At 70.0% G+C, this 14847-nt stretch carries 9 protein-coding genes and 2 tRNA genes; 6 read left to right on the top strand and 5 right to left on the bottom strand.

Annotated features, from left to right (window positions below; genetic code table 11):
* Nucleotides 1–13: 13 nt before the first annotated feature.
* Nucleotides 14–1399 (bottom strand): PLP-dependent aminotransferase family protein, encoded by a 1386-nt coding sequence (locus L3Q65_RS23350; protein WP_182893967.1) that lies wholly within the window; start codon nucleotides 1397–1399, stop codon nucleotides 14–16.
* A gap of 144 nt (nucleotides 1400–1543) precedes the next feature.
* Nucleotides 1544–3679: a phosphocholine-specific phospholipase C gene (locus L3Q65_RS23345; RefSeq protein ID WP_237600802.1), complete on the bottom strand. Its 2136-nt coding sequence runs from the start codon at nucleotides 3677–3679 to the stop codon at nucleotides 1544–1546.
* A 335-nt stretch (nucleotides 3680–4014) separates the two neighbouring features.
* Here L3Q65_RS23345 and L3Q65_RS23340 point away from each other — a divergent pair, with 335 nt between their 5' ends.
* The 5 genes from L3Q65_RS23340 to L3Q65_RS23320 all read left to right on the top strand — a co-directional run bounded on the left by L3Q65_RS23340 (nucleotide 4015) and on the right by L3Q65_RS23320 (nucleotide 11104).
* A complete protein-coding gene (locus tag L3Q65_RS23340; protein ID WP_182893969.1) occupies nucleotides 4015–4551 on the top strand; it encodes a YbaB/EbfC family nucleoid-associated protein in 537 nt (178 codons plus the stop codon).
* Nucleotides 4552–4555: 4 nt separating this feature from the next.
* A complete protein-coding gene (locus L3Q65_RS23335) occupies nucleotides 4556–4888 on the top strand; it encodes a hypothetical protein (protein WP_037814125.1) in 333 nt (110 codons plus the stop codon).
* On the top strand, nucleotides 4885–9369 hold the full coding sequence (locus L3Q65_RS23330; RefSeq protein ID WP_182893970.1) for a DUF6531 domain-containing protein: 4485 nt from the start codon (nucleotides 4885–4887) through the stop codon (nucleotides 9367–9369). The genes L3Q65_RS23335 and L3Q65_RS23330 overlap by 4 nt, the downstream gene beginning before the upstream one ends.
* Nucleotides 9366–9965 carry a hypothetical protein gene (locus L3Q65_RS23325; protein ID WP_220507987.1) on the top strand — a complete coding sequence of 200 codons (600 nt, stop codon included), beginning with the start codon at nucleotides 9366–9368 and terminating at the stop codon, nucleotides 9963–9965. Before L3Q65_RS23330 ends, L3Q65_RS23325 begins: the two co-directional genes overlap by 4 nt.
* A gap of 596 nt (nucleotides 9966–10561) precedes the next feature.
* Nucleotides 10562–11104 (top strand): hypothetical protein, encoded by a 543-nt coding sequence (locus L3Q65_RS23320; protein ID WP_182894325.1) that lies wholly within the window; start codon nucleotides 10562–10564, stop codon nucleotides 11102–11104.
* Nucleotides 11105–11301: 197 nt separating this feature from the next.
* Here the strand turns inward: L3Q65_RS23320 and L3Q65_RS23315 are convergent.
* From L3Q65_RS23315 to L3Q65_RS23305, 3 genes are all read right to left on the bottom strand, one after another.
* Nucleotides 11302–11373, bottom strand: a tRNA-Val gene (locus L3Q65_RS23315).
* 34 nt (nucleotides 11374–11407) lie between these two features.
* A tRNA-Val gene (locus L3Q65_RS23310) sits at nucleotides 11408–11479 on the bottom strand.
* A gap of 83 nt (nucleotides 11480–11562) precedes the next feature.
* A complete protein-coding gene (locus L3Q65_RS23305) occupies nucleotides 11563–12747 on the bottom strand; it encodes a GAF domain-containing protein (RefSeq protein WP_182894326.1) in 1185 nt (394 codons plus the stop codon).
* Nucleotides 12748–12908: 161 nt separating this feature from the next.
* On the opposite strand from L3Q65_RS23305, the gene L3Q65_RS23300 reads away from it, so the two are divergent.
* The gene (locus L3Q65_RS23300) at nucleotides 12909–14726 is read left to right on the top strand and encodes an NAD(P)/FAD-dependent oxidoreductase (protein WP_237600801.1); all 1818 of its coding nucleotides are present in this window, start codon (nucleotides 12909–12911) and stop codon (nucleotides 14724–14726) included.
* Nucleotides 14727–14847 lie beyond the last annotated feature (121 nt).

Genomic DNA, 14847 nt, shown 5'->3' with positions numbered 1-14847 from the left:
GGCCAATCTGACGCTAGTAACTCAGACCATTTGCCAGCGCGTCGGCGGCCAAGGAGAGGGCGCGGGCGGCGCGGGCGGACGACACCGCGCCGTATCCGATGACGACCCCGGCGCGGTCCGGGTCGCCGCCGGGTGCGCGGTAGCCGGCGAGTCCTTCGAGGGCGACGCCGAACTGGCGGGCGGCGGCGAGGGTGCGTTCTTCGGCGGCGGTGTCCGGGAGTTCGACCAGGCATTGCAGACCCGCGGCGAGACCGCCGGGCCGCAGGTCCGGGGTGCGTTCGGCGAGGAGCCGGGCGAACAGTTCGCGGCGCGTCCGGAACGTGGCCCGGCGTCGGCGGACGGCGCGGTCGTACTCGTGGGAATCGAGGAAACGGGCGAGGACCTGCTGGTGCAGGCCGCTGGGCGTGACGCCGCTGAGGTTCCGCTGCCGGAGCAGTTCGGGGAGGAGATCGGGCGGGGCCACGGCCCAGGCGACGCCGACGGCCGGGGCGAGCGCTTTGCTCGACGTGCCCAGGTACACGACTCGATCCGGCGCGAGGGCTTGGAGCGCGCCGATACTGCGGCGGTCGTAGCGGAATTCGCCGTCGTAGTCGTCTTCCAGGATCAGCGCGTCGCGGGCGTTCGCCCATTCGACGGCGGCTCGGCGGCGTTCCGGGGAGAGCGGGACCCCGGTCGGGAATTGGTGGGCTGGAGTGAGGAAGACCGCGTCGGCCTTCGTGCCGGCGAGGTCCGCGCCTTCCGCGTCGACAGGGATCGCGACGATGTCCAACCCGGACTCGGCGATGATGCGCCGGTGCCGCTCGTGCCCGTACTCCTCGACGGCGATCCGCTTGCCGCCGCGGGCGCGAATACTGCGGCAGGTCAACGAAAGCAGGTCGCCGAAGCCGCTGCCGATCACGATGTCCCCCGCGGTGACGCCGCGCGTGCGGGCCAGGTATCCGGCGAGGGTGTCGCGGAGTTCGGGCACTCCTTCGGGCGGTGCGTAGGCGAACGCGGAGACCGGCATTTCCGACAGCGCCCGCCGGGTTTGCGCGCTCCATTGGCTGCGCGGGAAGTCTCCGGCGTCGGCGAGGCCGCCGCGCAATTCGTATTCGGGCGGCGATTGTTGTTGCTTGGCAGCTGGTTGCGCCTGCCGCGGGAAGCCGGCGATCCACGTTCCGGCGCCGACGCGGCTTTCCAGCCAGCCTTCGGCGGCGAGTCGCGAGTAGACCTCGGAGACGGTGCTGCGGGCGATGCCGAGGTCGGTGGCGAGTGCGCGCGAGGCGGGCAGCCGGGTGCCCACCGGGAGACGGCCGTCGACGACCGCGGCGCGCAAAGCCGTTTCGAGCGCGTGCGCTGGGCGGGTGGTGGACACGGGCAGGTAGAGGTCGAGCCCGTCGGCCGCCGATGCGCGCTTCATGCGCCGGACTTTAGCCGCTTCGCCAGCGGAGAGCCTGCGCGATCCGCCCGCGCCGCTATCGACGTAACAATCGGGACGCGGAAACGCCCGGCCAGGACTGCCCGGCCGGGCGTTTCCGTTATGCGCGAACGTGTTCCGCGGGGATCATCGCCGCGGACCGGGGTCGCTGAAGCTCGGTCGGCCGGTCTCGTTGTGCCCGGCGAACCGGCGCAGGTAGCCCGGCGCGGCGGGGTCGGTCAGCGAGATGTCGAACCAGCCGAACGCGGACGCCGTTTCGCACGGCACCCGGCGGGTTTCGCCCGGGCCGAGCACGATCGTGCGGGCGGCACCACGGCTGTAATCGTTGCGCAGCTTCACTTTCCGACGCTGGCGGCCCGGGTTCGTGACGGTCAGCGTCAGCAGCGGGGCACCGTAATTGTTCGTGGACACCGACACCTCGGGTTCGGTGGTGTCCGCGGTAGTGCCAGTGAACTGCGCTAGGTAACCGTTCGCGCCGGTCACGCGCAGGTCGTAGTTGCCGTGCTCGTCGGTGCCCGGCGCGCCTTCCCAAGTGTCGGTGAGGGTGTCGTGCGCGGCGACCGTGTAGCGGCGGGGCGAGTCGCCGTGCGCGTAGACGTAGAAGTGCGCGCCCACGGTGCCGTCGTTGGCGAACCGCACCGAAACCGAGTGCCCGTCACGGTTCCCGGCGAGCGCGGTGGTGAACCGGTACGGCAGCGCCCGCGCGGGACGGACGCCCGGCTCCTGCTTCGGCATCGCCTGCGGCAGCTTCACCGAGAACGGCTGGTTTTTGCTCGGCAGCGGGGCGGGCGTGGGGGTGACGACCGGCTTGGTCTGCGGGCGGGAGAAGTCGAACGCCGAGGTGAGGTCGCCGCAGACGGACCGGCGCCAGGCGCTGATGTTCGGCTCCGCCACGCCGAACCGGGCTTCCAGGAAGCGCAGCACCGACGTGTGGTCGAAGGTTTCCGAGCAGACCCAGCCGCCGCGCGACCACGGCGACACGACGAACATCGGCACCCGGGAACCGAGTCCGGCCGGGTGCTTGCCGGCCAGCCGGTGGCCGCTCGGGCCGGTTCCGGTGCTCGGGCGCAGCTTGTCGAAGTCGAGGAACTCGTCGGCGAGGCTGGCCGAGAGCGTCCGCGACACGAGGCCGTCCGTGCCCGGCTGGTTCAGCAGCGGCGGCATCGGCGGGACGACGTGGTCGAACAGGCCGTCGTTCTCGTCGTAGTTGACGAAGAAGACGGTCTTGCTCCACACCTCGGGGTTCGAGACCAGCGCGTCGAGGACGAGGTTCAGGTAGTACGCGCCGTCGCTGGCGGACGCCGCCGCGTGCTCGCTGTACTTGTACGGCGGGACGATCCAGGTGACCTGCGGCAGCTTCCCGGCCTGCACGTCGGCGCGGAACTCCTTGAGCGTGTGCGTCGAGACGCCCTGCTCGACCAGCGGGCCGGAAGCGCCCTCCTGCGGGTGGTACTGCGCGAAAAACTCGAGGGAGTTGTCCGTGTAGTTGTCCGTCGGCTCGCCCGGGATGCCGCTGCCGCCCTGGTAAAGCTTCCAGGTGACGCCGGCCTTCTGCAGCCGCTCGGGGTAGGTGGTCCAGGTGTAGCCGTTGGTGTTCGCGCGCTCGTCCAGACCGGGGCCGTTCGGCTTGGCGCCGAGCCGGTTCTGCGTGTCGATGGTGCCCGACCAGAGCATGATCCGGTTTGGCGCGGTGTCGGCGGGAACCGAGCAGTGGTAGGCGTCGCAGATGGTGAACGCCTCGGCCAGCGCGTAGTGGTAAGGCAGCTCGGAACGCTGCTGGTAGCACATGGTGAACACGTCCTGCTTCTCGTTCACCCAGCCGTCATAGCGTCCGCCGTTCCAGAGCGGCTCGCCGCTGCCCCAGCTGTGGTCGGTGCCGGCGATGTGCTCGCTGGTGCGCAGGGCGTCGAGCGGGAACGGCAGCACGTACTCGGCGTCGTCGGGAAGGCCGCGGCCGTTGTAGCGGGAGGTGCGCGTCTTCGCCGGCGGCTGGTAGAACACCGGCCGCCCGTTGGGCAGCAGGTGCGGCCGCGGGTCGCCGTAGCCGCGCACGCCGCGCATGGTGCCGAAGTAGTGGTCGAAGGACCGGTTCTCCTGCATGAGGACGACGACGTGCTCGACGTCCTCGATGGTTCCCGATCGGCGGGCCGGTTCGACCGCGAGCGCCTTTCCGATCGACCCGGGCAGCAGCCCGCCTGCCGCCGCCCCGGCGAGCGAAGCGCCCGCCATGCCCAGAAAGTTCCGGCGACTCGTACCCGCCATGGTGCGTTCCTCCACGTGTTCACGGCGAGACAGCGGTCGCCCGGAGTTACCGGCCGCCGCTCGCCCGGGGGAGAGCATGAACGAGCCGAGTGTCCCGGATCTGGCGCGCGGGTGAATACTTCCGGTTCGCCGCGACCGCGCCGGATCCCGGCAATCCGGACGCCACCCGCCCGTCATGCCGAGGGGCCGGTTGCCGGGCATTCCGGGCAAACGGCGAGTTAACTGCTCATAACGGCTCGGCTATTCGAGCTAACTTGCCTTGCGCGAACCATGTGCCTCGAACGCCGGTGGTTTCCTCTGGTGGGTCCGAAAACGGGGGAACGGGGGATGCGGGGATGAGCGATCCGCTGTCCGGTGACGCCGGCGACGCGGCGGCGCGCGTGGACCGGATGGTGGCTGAGGCGAAGCAGAAAGCCCAGCGGTATCAAGCGATGCAGGCGGCGGTCGGGCAGGTCTCGGTGACCGAGACAGGCAAGGACGGTCTGGTCACGGTCACGGTCGACTCCGCGGGGAACGTGACCGATCTGCGGATCACCGATCAGGTCCGGGAGTGCTCCGGCGCGCAGGTCGCCGCGGCGGTGCTGACGACTTTGCGGCGCGCGCAGGCGCGGTTGCCGGACCGGCTCGGCGAGGTCATGGCGGAGACGATCGGCGACGACCGGCAGACGATGGACACGATCGTCGGCAACTACCGGGCCAGGTTTCCCGAGCCGGAGCCGGAGGAACCGGACCCCGGGGAGGACCGCAACGTCCGGAATCTCGGCGGCATCGAAGAAGAATCCGCGCCGAAGCCGTCTCCGGTGCGCAGGCCGCCCGGCGACTCCGACGACGGCGACGACGGCTTCGGCCAGTCCTTCATGACACGGGGATGATCCGATGGCAGGTGACGGTTCCGGCGGCTACGAGGTCCATCCGGACGATCTCGCCAAGCACGCGCAAGCGGTGGAGCAGGTCGGCAAAACGCTGGGGCAGGCGTTGGCGGCGGCGGAGCAGGTGACGGTGGGGGTGCAGGCGTACGGCCTGATCACCGGGCCGTTGTTCGTGCCGATCGTGCTCGCGGTGAGCGCGCCGGGGCTGGCGACGCTGGCGTTGGCGCAGCAAGCGATGGGCCAGGTGGCGCACACGGTGAACCAGGCCGTGACGACGTATCAGACCGCTGAGCAGAACCACACGCAGACCATCAACGGCCTCGGGAAGAAGCTCTCGTGAGCAACCCGTTGGTGGCGCAGCGGCAGGACTCGACCACCTGGCACAGCGGGATCAACGTCCTCGACGACGCCGCGGGCGTGTACGACGGGGTGCAGTCCGGTTCGTGGATCGAAGGCGGGATCGCCGCCCTCGGCACCGGACTGGACATGCTGACCATCGCGATGAACCCGGTCGGCACGCTGATCTCCTACGGGCTGAACTGGCTGATCGAGCACGTCAAACCGTTGCAGGACGCGCTGAACCAGCTGGCCGGCGACGGCGACCAGATCTCGGCGTACTCGCAGACGTGGAAGAACGTCGGCCAGGCCACGCAGCAGGCGGCGAAGGACCTCGCCGCGACCGTGCAGAAGGACACCGCGAACTGGAAGGGCGCGGCGGCCGACGCGTACCGGGCCAATATCGGGAAGAAGATCGACCACATCAACGCCGCCGCGACGTGCGCGAACACGATCAGCACGGTGGTGGAGGTCGTCGGCGTGATCACCGCCGCGGTGCGCTGCCTGGTCCGCGACATGATCACCCAGGCGGTCGGCGACTTCATCCAGGACGCGCTGGAGGAGGTGTGCTCGCTCGGGCTCGGCACGCCGGTCGTGGTGGCGCAGGTGGTCGAGCAGGTGTCGGCGTGGCTGGAGAAGATCGGCGCGCTGATCAAGAAGCTGATCAACTCGGTCGAGAAGCTGCGGCCGCTGATGTCGAAGCTCGAAGAGATCTTCGCGTCGATCAAGAAGGTGCTGGCCGAACTCCACGGCGGACGGGGCGAAGCCGGCGACGCGACCCATGTGTCGTCGGCCGAGGATCCGCACACCTCCCCGCACGGCAAGGAACCCGGCGCCGACGGAACGCAGGCCGCGCACGCCGACGATCCCGCTGCCGCGCCGGACGGGCACACCTCGCCGAGCGAGGCGCGCCCCGGCAACCCGGACGGCGAAGGCTCGGTGCACGAGAACGGCGAGCCGCGCAAGGACGGCCGCTCCAACGACGGGAAATGCGAGGGCGGCGACCCGATCGACCTGGCCACCGGCGACATGCTGATGGTGCAGACCGACGTCGAACTGCCCGGCGCGCTGCCGCTCGTGGTGACCAGGGCGCACCTGTCCTCCTACCGCGCCGGCCGGTTCTTCGGTCCGTCCTGGGCCTCGACGCTGGACGAGCGGCTCGAGTCGGACGGCACGCGGATCTGGTACGCCGCCCCGGACGGCGTGCTGCTGGCGTACCCGGTCCCGCCCGAGGACGGTTCGCCGGTGCTGCCGGAGGAAGGCGCGCGGTGGCCGCTGGCGCGCACGCCGGACGGCGGCTACGCGATCACCTGCCCGGAACTCCGCCGCACGCTGAGTTTCTCGCCCTCGCACCAGGCCGGCGCGATCACCGTGCTGCCGCTCGCGTCGATCGCCGACCGCAACGGCGACCGGATCGACGTCGACCGCGACGAGAACGGCGTCCCGACTCTGCTGCGGCATTCGGGCGGGTACCGGATCGCGGTGGACAGCGGCAACGGGCTGGTGACCGGGCTTCGCCTGCTCGGCCCGGACGCCGGGGCCGGGATCGACCTGGTGCGCTACCGCTACGACGACGCGGGCCGGCTGGCCGAGATCCTCAACTCCTCCGGCCTTCCGGTCCGGTTCGAGTACGACAGCCACGGGCGGGTGGTCAAGTGGACCGACCGCAACGACCGTTGGTACGCCTACGTTTTCGACGAACTCGGCCGCTGCGTCCGCACCGACGGCACCGGCGGCGCGCTGGCCTGTTCCATCGGCTACGACTCGGCGTCCCGGACGACGACCTACACCGATTCGCTGGGACAGGTCACCACCTACCACTTCAACGACGCGTGGCAGCTCGTCCGCGCGGTCGATCCCTTGGGCCACACCGTCGTCACCGAGCGGGACCGGTACGACCGGCTGCTGTCGCGCACCGATCCGCTCGGGCAGACGACGCGGTTCCGCTACGACGAGGACGGCAGGCTGATCGCCGTCACCGACCCGGACGGCCGGACCACGACCGCCGAGTACGACAGCGACGGCCAGCCGGTCGTGCTGACCGGGCCGGACGGGGCGGTGTGGCGCAACGAGTACGACGAACGCGGCAATCTCGCCGCCGTCACCGATCCCGCGGGAGCGCTCACCCGGTACCACCTCGACAGCCGCGGGCATCCGGCCGGGCTGACCGACGCGCTCGGCCAGACCCGCCGCGTCGAATCCGACGCGGCGGGCCAACCGGTCGCGGTCACGGATTTTCTCGGTGCGACCACCCGCTACACCCGGGACGTGTTCGGCCGGATCAGCACGGTCACCGATCCGCTCGGCGGGATCACCCGGTTCTCCTGGACGGTCGAAGGCAAACTGCTGTCGTGCACGCAGCCGGACGGGACCACCGAACACTGGCGGTACGACGGCGAGGGCAACGAGATCGCTTACGTCGACGCGCTCGGCCAGACCATCCGCACCGAGTACACCTTTTTCGACTCGCCGTCCGCGAAGATCGACGTCGACGGGTCCCGGCTGGAATTCGCGTACGACACCGAACTGCGCCTGCGGTCGGTCACCGGCGCCGGCGGCCGGGTGTGGCGGTACGACTACGACGCGGCGGGCAACCTGGTTTCGGAGACCGACTTCGGCGGGCGGACGTCGTCCTATGCGTACGATCCGGCCCGCCAGCTGATCGCGCGGACGAACGGAGCGGGCGAAGTCATGACGTTCCGCCACGACGCGCGGGGGAACGTCATCGAGAAGAGCGTCGGCGGCCGAGTCACGACGTATGAGTTCGACGCGGCCGATCAGCTGATCCGGGCGGCCGGGCCGGATGCCGAACTGGTCCTCGAGCGGGACGCGCTCGGCCGGGTGCTCAGGGAAAGCTGCAACGGCCGGGCCGTCGAATCGGTGTACGACCTGCTCGGCAGGCGGATCCTGCGCGTGACCCCGGCCGGGGTGCGGACTGGCTGCGAGTACAACGGGAACGACCAGCCGGTGGTGGTCCGCACCGACGGCCACACGGTCCGGCTCAGCTACGACGCGGCCGGTCGCGAGGTCCGCCGTCAGCTCGGCGGCGGCGCGATGGTGAACCAGAGCTGGGATGCGAACCATCGCCTCGTCGGGCAGCAGGTGACCGACGCCTCCGCCCGGTCGCGTCAGCGGCGCGCCTACCACTACCGCGCGGACAGCGTCGTCACCAGTATTCAGGACCAGCTCGCCGGCACCCGGCAGTACGACCTGGACCGTTGGGGACGCGTCACCGCGGTGCGCGGGGCCGGATGGACGGAACGCTACGCCTACAACGAATTCGGCGATGTCAGCAGCGCCGAGTGGCCGGATCAGGACCCTGCCCCGCAGGGCGGTCGCGAATACGCGGGCGTCGTCCTTCGCCGCGGCGGCGCCGTGCATTACCGGCACGACGCGCAGGGCCGGATCGTCGAACGTTCCAGCCGCACGCTGTCCGGGCAGCGGCGGGTGTGGAGCTACACCTGGGATTCCGACGACCGGCTGACCGGCGTGACGACCCCGGACGGGACCAGGTGGCGCTACCGGCACGACCCGCTCGGGCGGCGGATCGCCAAGGAACGGCTCGGCCCGGACGGCGTGAGCGTGGCCGAAGAAACCGTTTTCGCCTGGGACGGCGTGCATCTCGTCGAACAGAGCACTCGTGCCGTCGACCGTCCGGACGTGACGACCACGACCTGGGACCGCGACGGGGTGCGTCCGGTGAGCCAGGTCGAACGCCGGACGGCGGCGGACGCTCCGCAACATGTGGTGGACGAACGGTTTTTCGCGATCGTCACCGATTTGCTCGGCACTCCCACCGAACTGGTCGACGAGAGCGGCGCCGTCGCGTGGCACGCGCGGCGCACCGTGTGGGGCGTCACCAGCCGGGCCCCGGACTCGACCACGGACACGCCGCTGCGGTTCCCCGGGCAGTACTTCGATCCCGAAACCGGCTGGCACTACAACTACTTCCGGCATTACGACCCGGCCACCGCGGAGTACACCAGCGCCGACCCGCTCGGCCTCGCCGGCGGTCCGAACCAGCGTTCGTACGCGATCAACCCGATGGCGTGGCTGGACTATCTCGGATTGCTGACGTGCAAGCAGAACGCCGCGATCCTGCGCAACAACATGGCGGCCGAGGGGCGCGCGCCCGCGCCGGGGGAGGCGGCGGCGCACATCGTCCCGTCGGGCGGGACCAAGAACCAGTGGGCGTGGGGCGCGAAGAGCCGGGATCTGCTGGACGCGCACAAGGTCGACATCAACGACCCGGCGAACGGCATTCCGCTGGGGCATCCGACGCCGCACAACTACACGCACCGCGGCGGGTTCCACGAGAAGGTCTACAACCGGCTGCAGGGCGTCGTCGCACAGGGCCAGGCGCGCGGCCTCAGCCAGACCGCGATCGGCGGGCTGCTGCGGAACGAGTTGCGCGGCATCGGGAAATCGGTGCTGGGCGAGCTTTCCAGCGGAGCGCCGGGGCCTGGGGCATACTGGACGGCGTGATGGCCGACATCCCACGTGGCCGGGCGGTGTGCCGCCTGCTGCCGAGCGTGAGCGAAGCCCGCGGGGAGTATCGCGCGCTGACCATCGGGGGCGAACTGACGAAGGTCGTCCGCTGGATGCTGTCGGGCTCTCCGGACGATTATCCGCGCGGGATCGTCGCGGAGTGGGTCGGCGACCCGGGCTGGCGGCCGGTCGAGTTCTCGCCGGGCGCGGACGAGGCCCCGATCGTCGGCCGCGGCGTCGCCGACGAGTTCCGCGCCGATTTCGAGGCTTCCGGAAGCTTGCTGCCGCTCATTGTCGACGGCAAGGAAAGCGACGAGTGGTTCCTCTTTCTCGTCGAGCAGGTCGTCGACTGCCTGGATCTCGGCGAGTCGTCCGAGCCGGAATGGGACGGGGTGATCCGGAAATCGGTGTTCCGCCCCGACGCGGTGCCCTCCGGCCTCCCGGTTTTCCGGGTTCCGCAGTCGACCAAGCTCTACTGGAACGAATGGGCGGCCGACCGCCTGCGGACCCTGGCCGCTCCCGACGTGGAAACCCGCCTCATCTGGTCGGCGGACCCCACCAGAACCCCGCACCCCGACCCCTGGAGCTTCTGACCAGCCAGAAACACCCGGCTCAACCGAGGCCGGAACGGAAACGTCCGCCCCACCCCATGCCGGCAATGCCAGGGGCTTGCGCCACGCCGATGCCGCCGGCGACCGTCCACAAGAGACGTCAGCGGTGCCGAAATGCCTGATTGATGGCCAGCTGACTGATGCTTGAGGTCCGTGAAGGACTCCTGTGCGGACTTGGATTTCAAGGCCGGGGACTCGGGGCGGTGTTGCGGGTGCGTTCGAGCCGTGTCCGCTCAGGCCGAAGGTGCCGCTGGCCTGGTACGCGGGATGTGCGGTCAAGGCACCGTCAGGAGGGGATGAATCAGGCATTTCGGTGGCGGTGGCGCCTCGTGTGGACGGTCGGCGAGACTGCGGCCACGCGGCTTATTGTAAGTCCCGGGCATTGGCAGCAGCGGTCCGTGAAGGAGCCCTTCACGGACCACTGGCCCCGCCTCCCGTCTCGGCTGCCTGCGGTCCAGGGTCGCCGCTCGCCCTGCGCAACATGGAGTTTCGGTTTTGCCGCGGCGGGCCGGGGAAACCGTCCGGACGGCCCGGCCGGATCGCTGACCAGGTCGCCGAGCAGCGCGCCCGGCCAAAGGATGTACGAAGTGACGACACTGCGAGCCGACCTGACCGCCTTGTTCGCGGCCGCCGAGTTGACCGACGTGGAAGTCGACGCCGCGATCGCGGACGAGCACGTCCGTTCCGCCGCCTACCGCCGGGTCATCGCGGCGGACAGCACCGACCCTCGAGAGCTGGCCGCAGTGCTGGCACGGGACCCGGAACCGCTGACAGCCAAGACCGCAATGGTGAACCTGCTCGACCACATCGCAGAAAAAACCGCAGACCCGGCCAAATTCCAGCAGCAGGCGGCAGACATCGTCACCGAAGCAGACCGCCTAGCAGCGTCAACCGACCGCGACTTCGTCCGCCAACGAATACGAGACTGGCAACTGTGGCTGGACACCGAAAACGGCCAGCCCCCGGACGCCGCCGCCCTGTCCGCCGCGAGCGACTGGATGCAGCGACGCCTAGCCGATTTCTCCGCGTCGCCTCAGACCCTCGCCCTGCTAGCCGGCCACGCCCGCACGAAGAAAACCCGCCACACCGCCGCAACCAAAACAAACCCCCGCAACCCCTGACCCCAGCACCCCAAACCCGGCACCGACAAGACCACGCACTACCGGCACCGACAAGACCGACGGAACCACGCACTGTGGGGGGTCCGGGGGGCGAAGGCCCCTCCGGGCGGGGCCTGGGGGTTGCACCCCCAGAAAACACCGCGAGGCGAGGAAGGCCCGCGCATTGTGCGGGCATACCTCGCCTCGAGATCCGAGCGTGGGCGATACTGGGATCGAACCAGTGACCTCTTCGGTGTGAACGAAGCGCTCTCCCCCTGAGCTAATCGCCCGTTGTGCAACGCACCAGCCTGGGGTGGACTGGAGTGCGCGATACTGGGATTGAACCAGTGACCTCTTCCGTGTCAGGGAAGCGCTCTCCCGCTGAGCTAATCGCGCTTGCTGCTGTGCAACGTGTCGTAAACATTAGCGGACGCCTCGGCGACGCCGCACGGGGGGCCCGGTTTACCGGACTTCGCTGGTCACTGTCCTGCGTGGACAGTCATGCGCACGCCTTCGGCCAGGCGGTAGGGGCGGGTGTCGACGATGGCTCCCAGGAGGCGGCGCAGGCGGGACACCTCGGCGCGGACGGTCACGAGGTGTTCGGCGTCTCCGTAGAGGGCGTGGCTCAGCGCGACCGCGGACAGTCCGTCGCGGCCGGCCTTTTCCAGGCGGACCAGGATTTCCGCGTGTCGTCTGGTGATCGGGCGGCGCCAGCCGGTGTCGCCTGCTCGGAGGCTCAGCAGGGGAGCGGGCGTGAGGTCCAGGTCGAGCCGGACGGTGCGGGCGGTGTCGGCGGGGCGGACGAGCCAGCCGTCGGCGATGGGTTCGGGGAGGCAGGCTCCCAGGCCGGGGACGGCGACTACCTGGCCTGCTTGGGGGGCGGCGATGCGTTCGCCCGCGGAGACGCCCACGCTGTGCGCGACCCAGCCGTCCTCGTCCACGACCAGGGCGGGGCCGGAGGCGAGGACAGGTTCAGCCATTTGGCGCAGTCGTTCGAGGCGCTGGCGGTGGGTGCGCCACAGTTCGGATTCGGCAAGGCGCTTGCCGGTTTCGACCAGGGCGCCGATGGCGGGGTGCAGGGTGAGCGCGGGGCCGCTGACGTCGATGACGCCGAGGAGTTCGCCGGTGCGCGGGTCGTGGATCGGCGAGGCGGTGCAGTACCACGGGTGCTGGTTCTGTTCGAAGTGTTCGCCGGCGAGCAGTTCGATCGGGGCGGCTTCGGCGAGCGCGGTGCCGATCGCGTTCGTGCCGACGCGGGATTCGGTCCATTCGGAGCCTTCGACGAAGCCCAGCGTGTCCGCCTTGCGCCGGACGGCGGACGAGCCTTCGCGCCACAGGATGATGCCGTCGGCGTCGGTGACTACCAGCAGCATGTGCGCGGAATCGGAGGTCGCGCCGACGACCTGGCGGAGGTCTTCGATGACGTGCCGCAGCGGGGAGCCGTGCCTGCGGCGTTCGACCTCGTCGCCGGGCACCGAATCGCGGGCGTTCATCCCGTCGGCGGTGAGGCCGAGGCTCAGCACGCGGGACCAGGAACGCGAGACCAGCGGACGCGGCGGCACCGCGGGACGGCTGCCGCCGATGACCGCCTCGTGCATGCGGACCAGGTCGCGTGCGTGGGTGGGCAGGTTGCGGCCCGGAGGCACCGCACTGTGCACCACCACAGTCACCTCCCGCACCGTCGCGTCAGCCGCCCAGCATAGGTGACCTGCACCGATGTTTCCACGCTCCAGGCGCGTGCAACTCGCTGCAACCCTTGCCGGGCGCCTGCGCCGGGGAGTGTGATCGGCGCTACACCCACGACAGCGACGTCCGAGGAGTAGCGATGACACAGACAGTCGACCGGATCGCGGAGGCGAGTACGCCGCAGGCCCGGGTCGAGGACTGGCTGGCCCGGTTCGAGGCCGCGCTGGCCGCCCGCGACATCGAGGCTGCCTCGGCGTTGTTCGCCGTCGATTCCTATTGGCGCGACTTGGTTTCGTTCACCTGGAACCTCAAGACCGTCGAGGGCCGGGACGGGGTCGCGGGTCTGCTCGGCGGCTGCCTGGAGACGACCGATCCGAGCGGCTTCCGCACCAGTGAACCGGCCACCGAGGCCGACGGCGTCACCGAGGCGTGGATCGAGTTCGAGACCGCCGCCGGACGCGCGAAAGGGCATCTGCGGCTGAAGGACGAAGGCGCGTGGACGCTGCTCACCAGCCTGCGCGAGCTGAAGGGCTTCGAGGAGTCGCAGCGGGAACGGCGGCCCAAGGGCGTCGAGCACGGCGTGGTCCGCGGCCGCCGGTCGTGGGCGGAGAAACGGGCCGAGGAGCAGGAGACGCTCGGCTACGGCCGGCAGCCCTACGTCGTCGTGATCGGCGGCGGGCAGGGCGGGATCGCGCTCGGCGCCCGGCTGCGCCAGCTCGGCGTGCCGTCGCTGGTGGTGGAGCGCAACGACCGGCCAGGCGATTCGTGGCGCAAGCGGTACAAGAACCTCTGCCTGCACGACCCGGTCTGGTACGACCACCTGCCTTACCTGCCGTTCCCGGAGAACTGGCCGGTGTTCGCGCCGAAGGACAAGATCGCCGACTGGCTCGAGATGTACACGCGGCTGATGGAGGTGCCGTACTGGACGCGGTCGGCGGTCACCTCGGCGGTGTGGGACGACGACGCGAAGCAGTGGCACGTCACGGTGGACCGCGACGGCGAGCAGGTAATCCTCACGCCGCGGCACGTCGTGTTCGCGACCGGGATGTCCGGAAAGCCGAATCTGCCGTCGTTCCCCGGCATGGACGAGTTCGAGGGCGACCAGCACCACTCGTCGCAGCACCCCGGCCCGGACGCGTACGCGGGCAAGAAGGCGGTCGTCGTCGGGTCGAACAACTCGGCGCACGACATCTGCGCGGCGCTGTGGGAGCACGGCGCGGACGTGACGATGGTGCAGCGCTCGTCCACGCACATCGTGAAGTCGGATTCGCTGATGGACCTCGGCCTCGGCGACCTGTACTCGGAGCGCGCGCTCGCCGCGGGCGTCACCACCGAGAAGGCCGACCTGATCTTCGCGTCGATCCCGTACCGGATCATGCCGGAGTTCCAGATCCCGGTGTACCAAGCGATCCGCGAACGCGACGCGGACTTCTACGCCCGGCTCGAAGCGGCGGGCTTCGAGCACGACTGGGGCGACGACGGTTCCGGCCTGTTCCTGAAGTACCTGCGCCGCGGTTCCGGCTACTACATCGACGTGGGCGCGTCGGAACTCGTCGCGAACGGCAGCATCAAGCTCGCGCACGGCCAGGTCGACCACCTGACCGCGAACTCGGTGGTGCTTTCGGACGGCGCCGAACTGGAAGCCGACGTGGTCGTCTACGCGACCGGCTACGGCTCGATGAACGGCTGGGTCGCCGACCTGGTCGGCCAGGAGACCGCGGACAAGGTCGGCAAATGCTGGGGCCTCGGCTCGGAGACGACGAAGGACCCCGGTCCGTGGGAGGGCGAGCAGCGCAACATGTGGAAGCCCACCCAGCAGGAGGGATTGTGGTTCCACGGCGGGAATCTGCACCAGTCGCGGCACTACTCGCTGTATCTCGCTTTGCAGCTCAAGGCGCGCTTCGAGGGCCTTGAGACGCCGGTGTACGGGCTGCAGGAGGTGCATCACCTGTCTTGAGCATCGCGGGAAATCCGGTGGCCGTCCCGGGCGGTCACCGGATTTCCCGCCCGCGACCCGGAGCGTTTCACGGTCTACCATCCGGCCTGTGGCCGGAAAGGTCGTCGCGGATCAGCTCGGC

The organism is Amycolatopsis sp. FU40, from assembly GCF_021903635.1.
In the GTDB taxonomy this organism is placed as follows: domain Bacteria; phylum Actinomycetota; class Actinomycetes; order Mycobacteriales; family Pseudonocardiaceae; genus Amycolatopsis; species Amycolatopsis dendrobii.
Note: the sequence above shows the minus strand (reverse complement) of the source record. Positions and strands in the feature narration are given on the sequence as shown.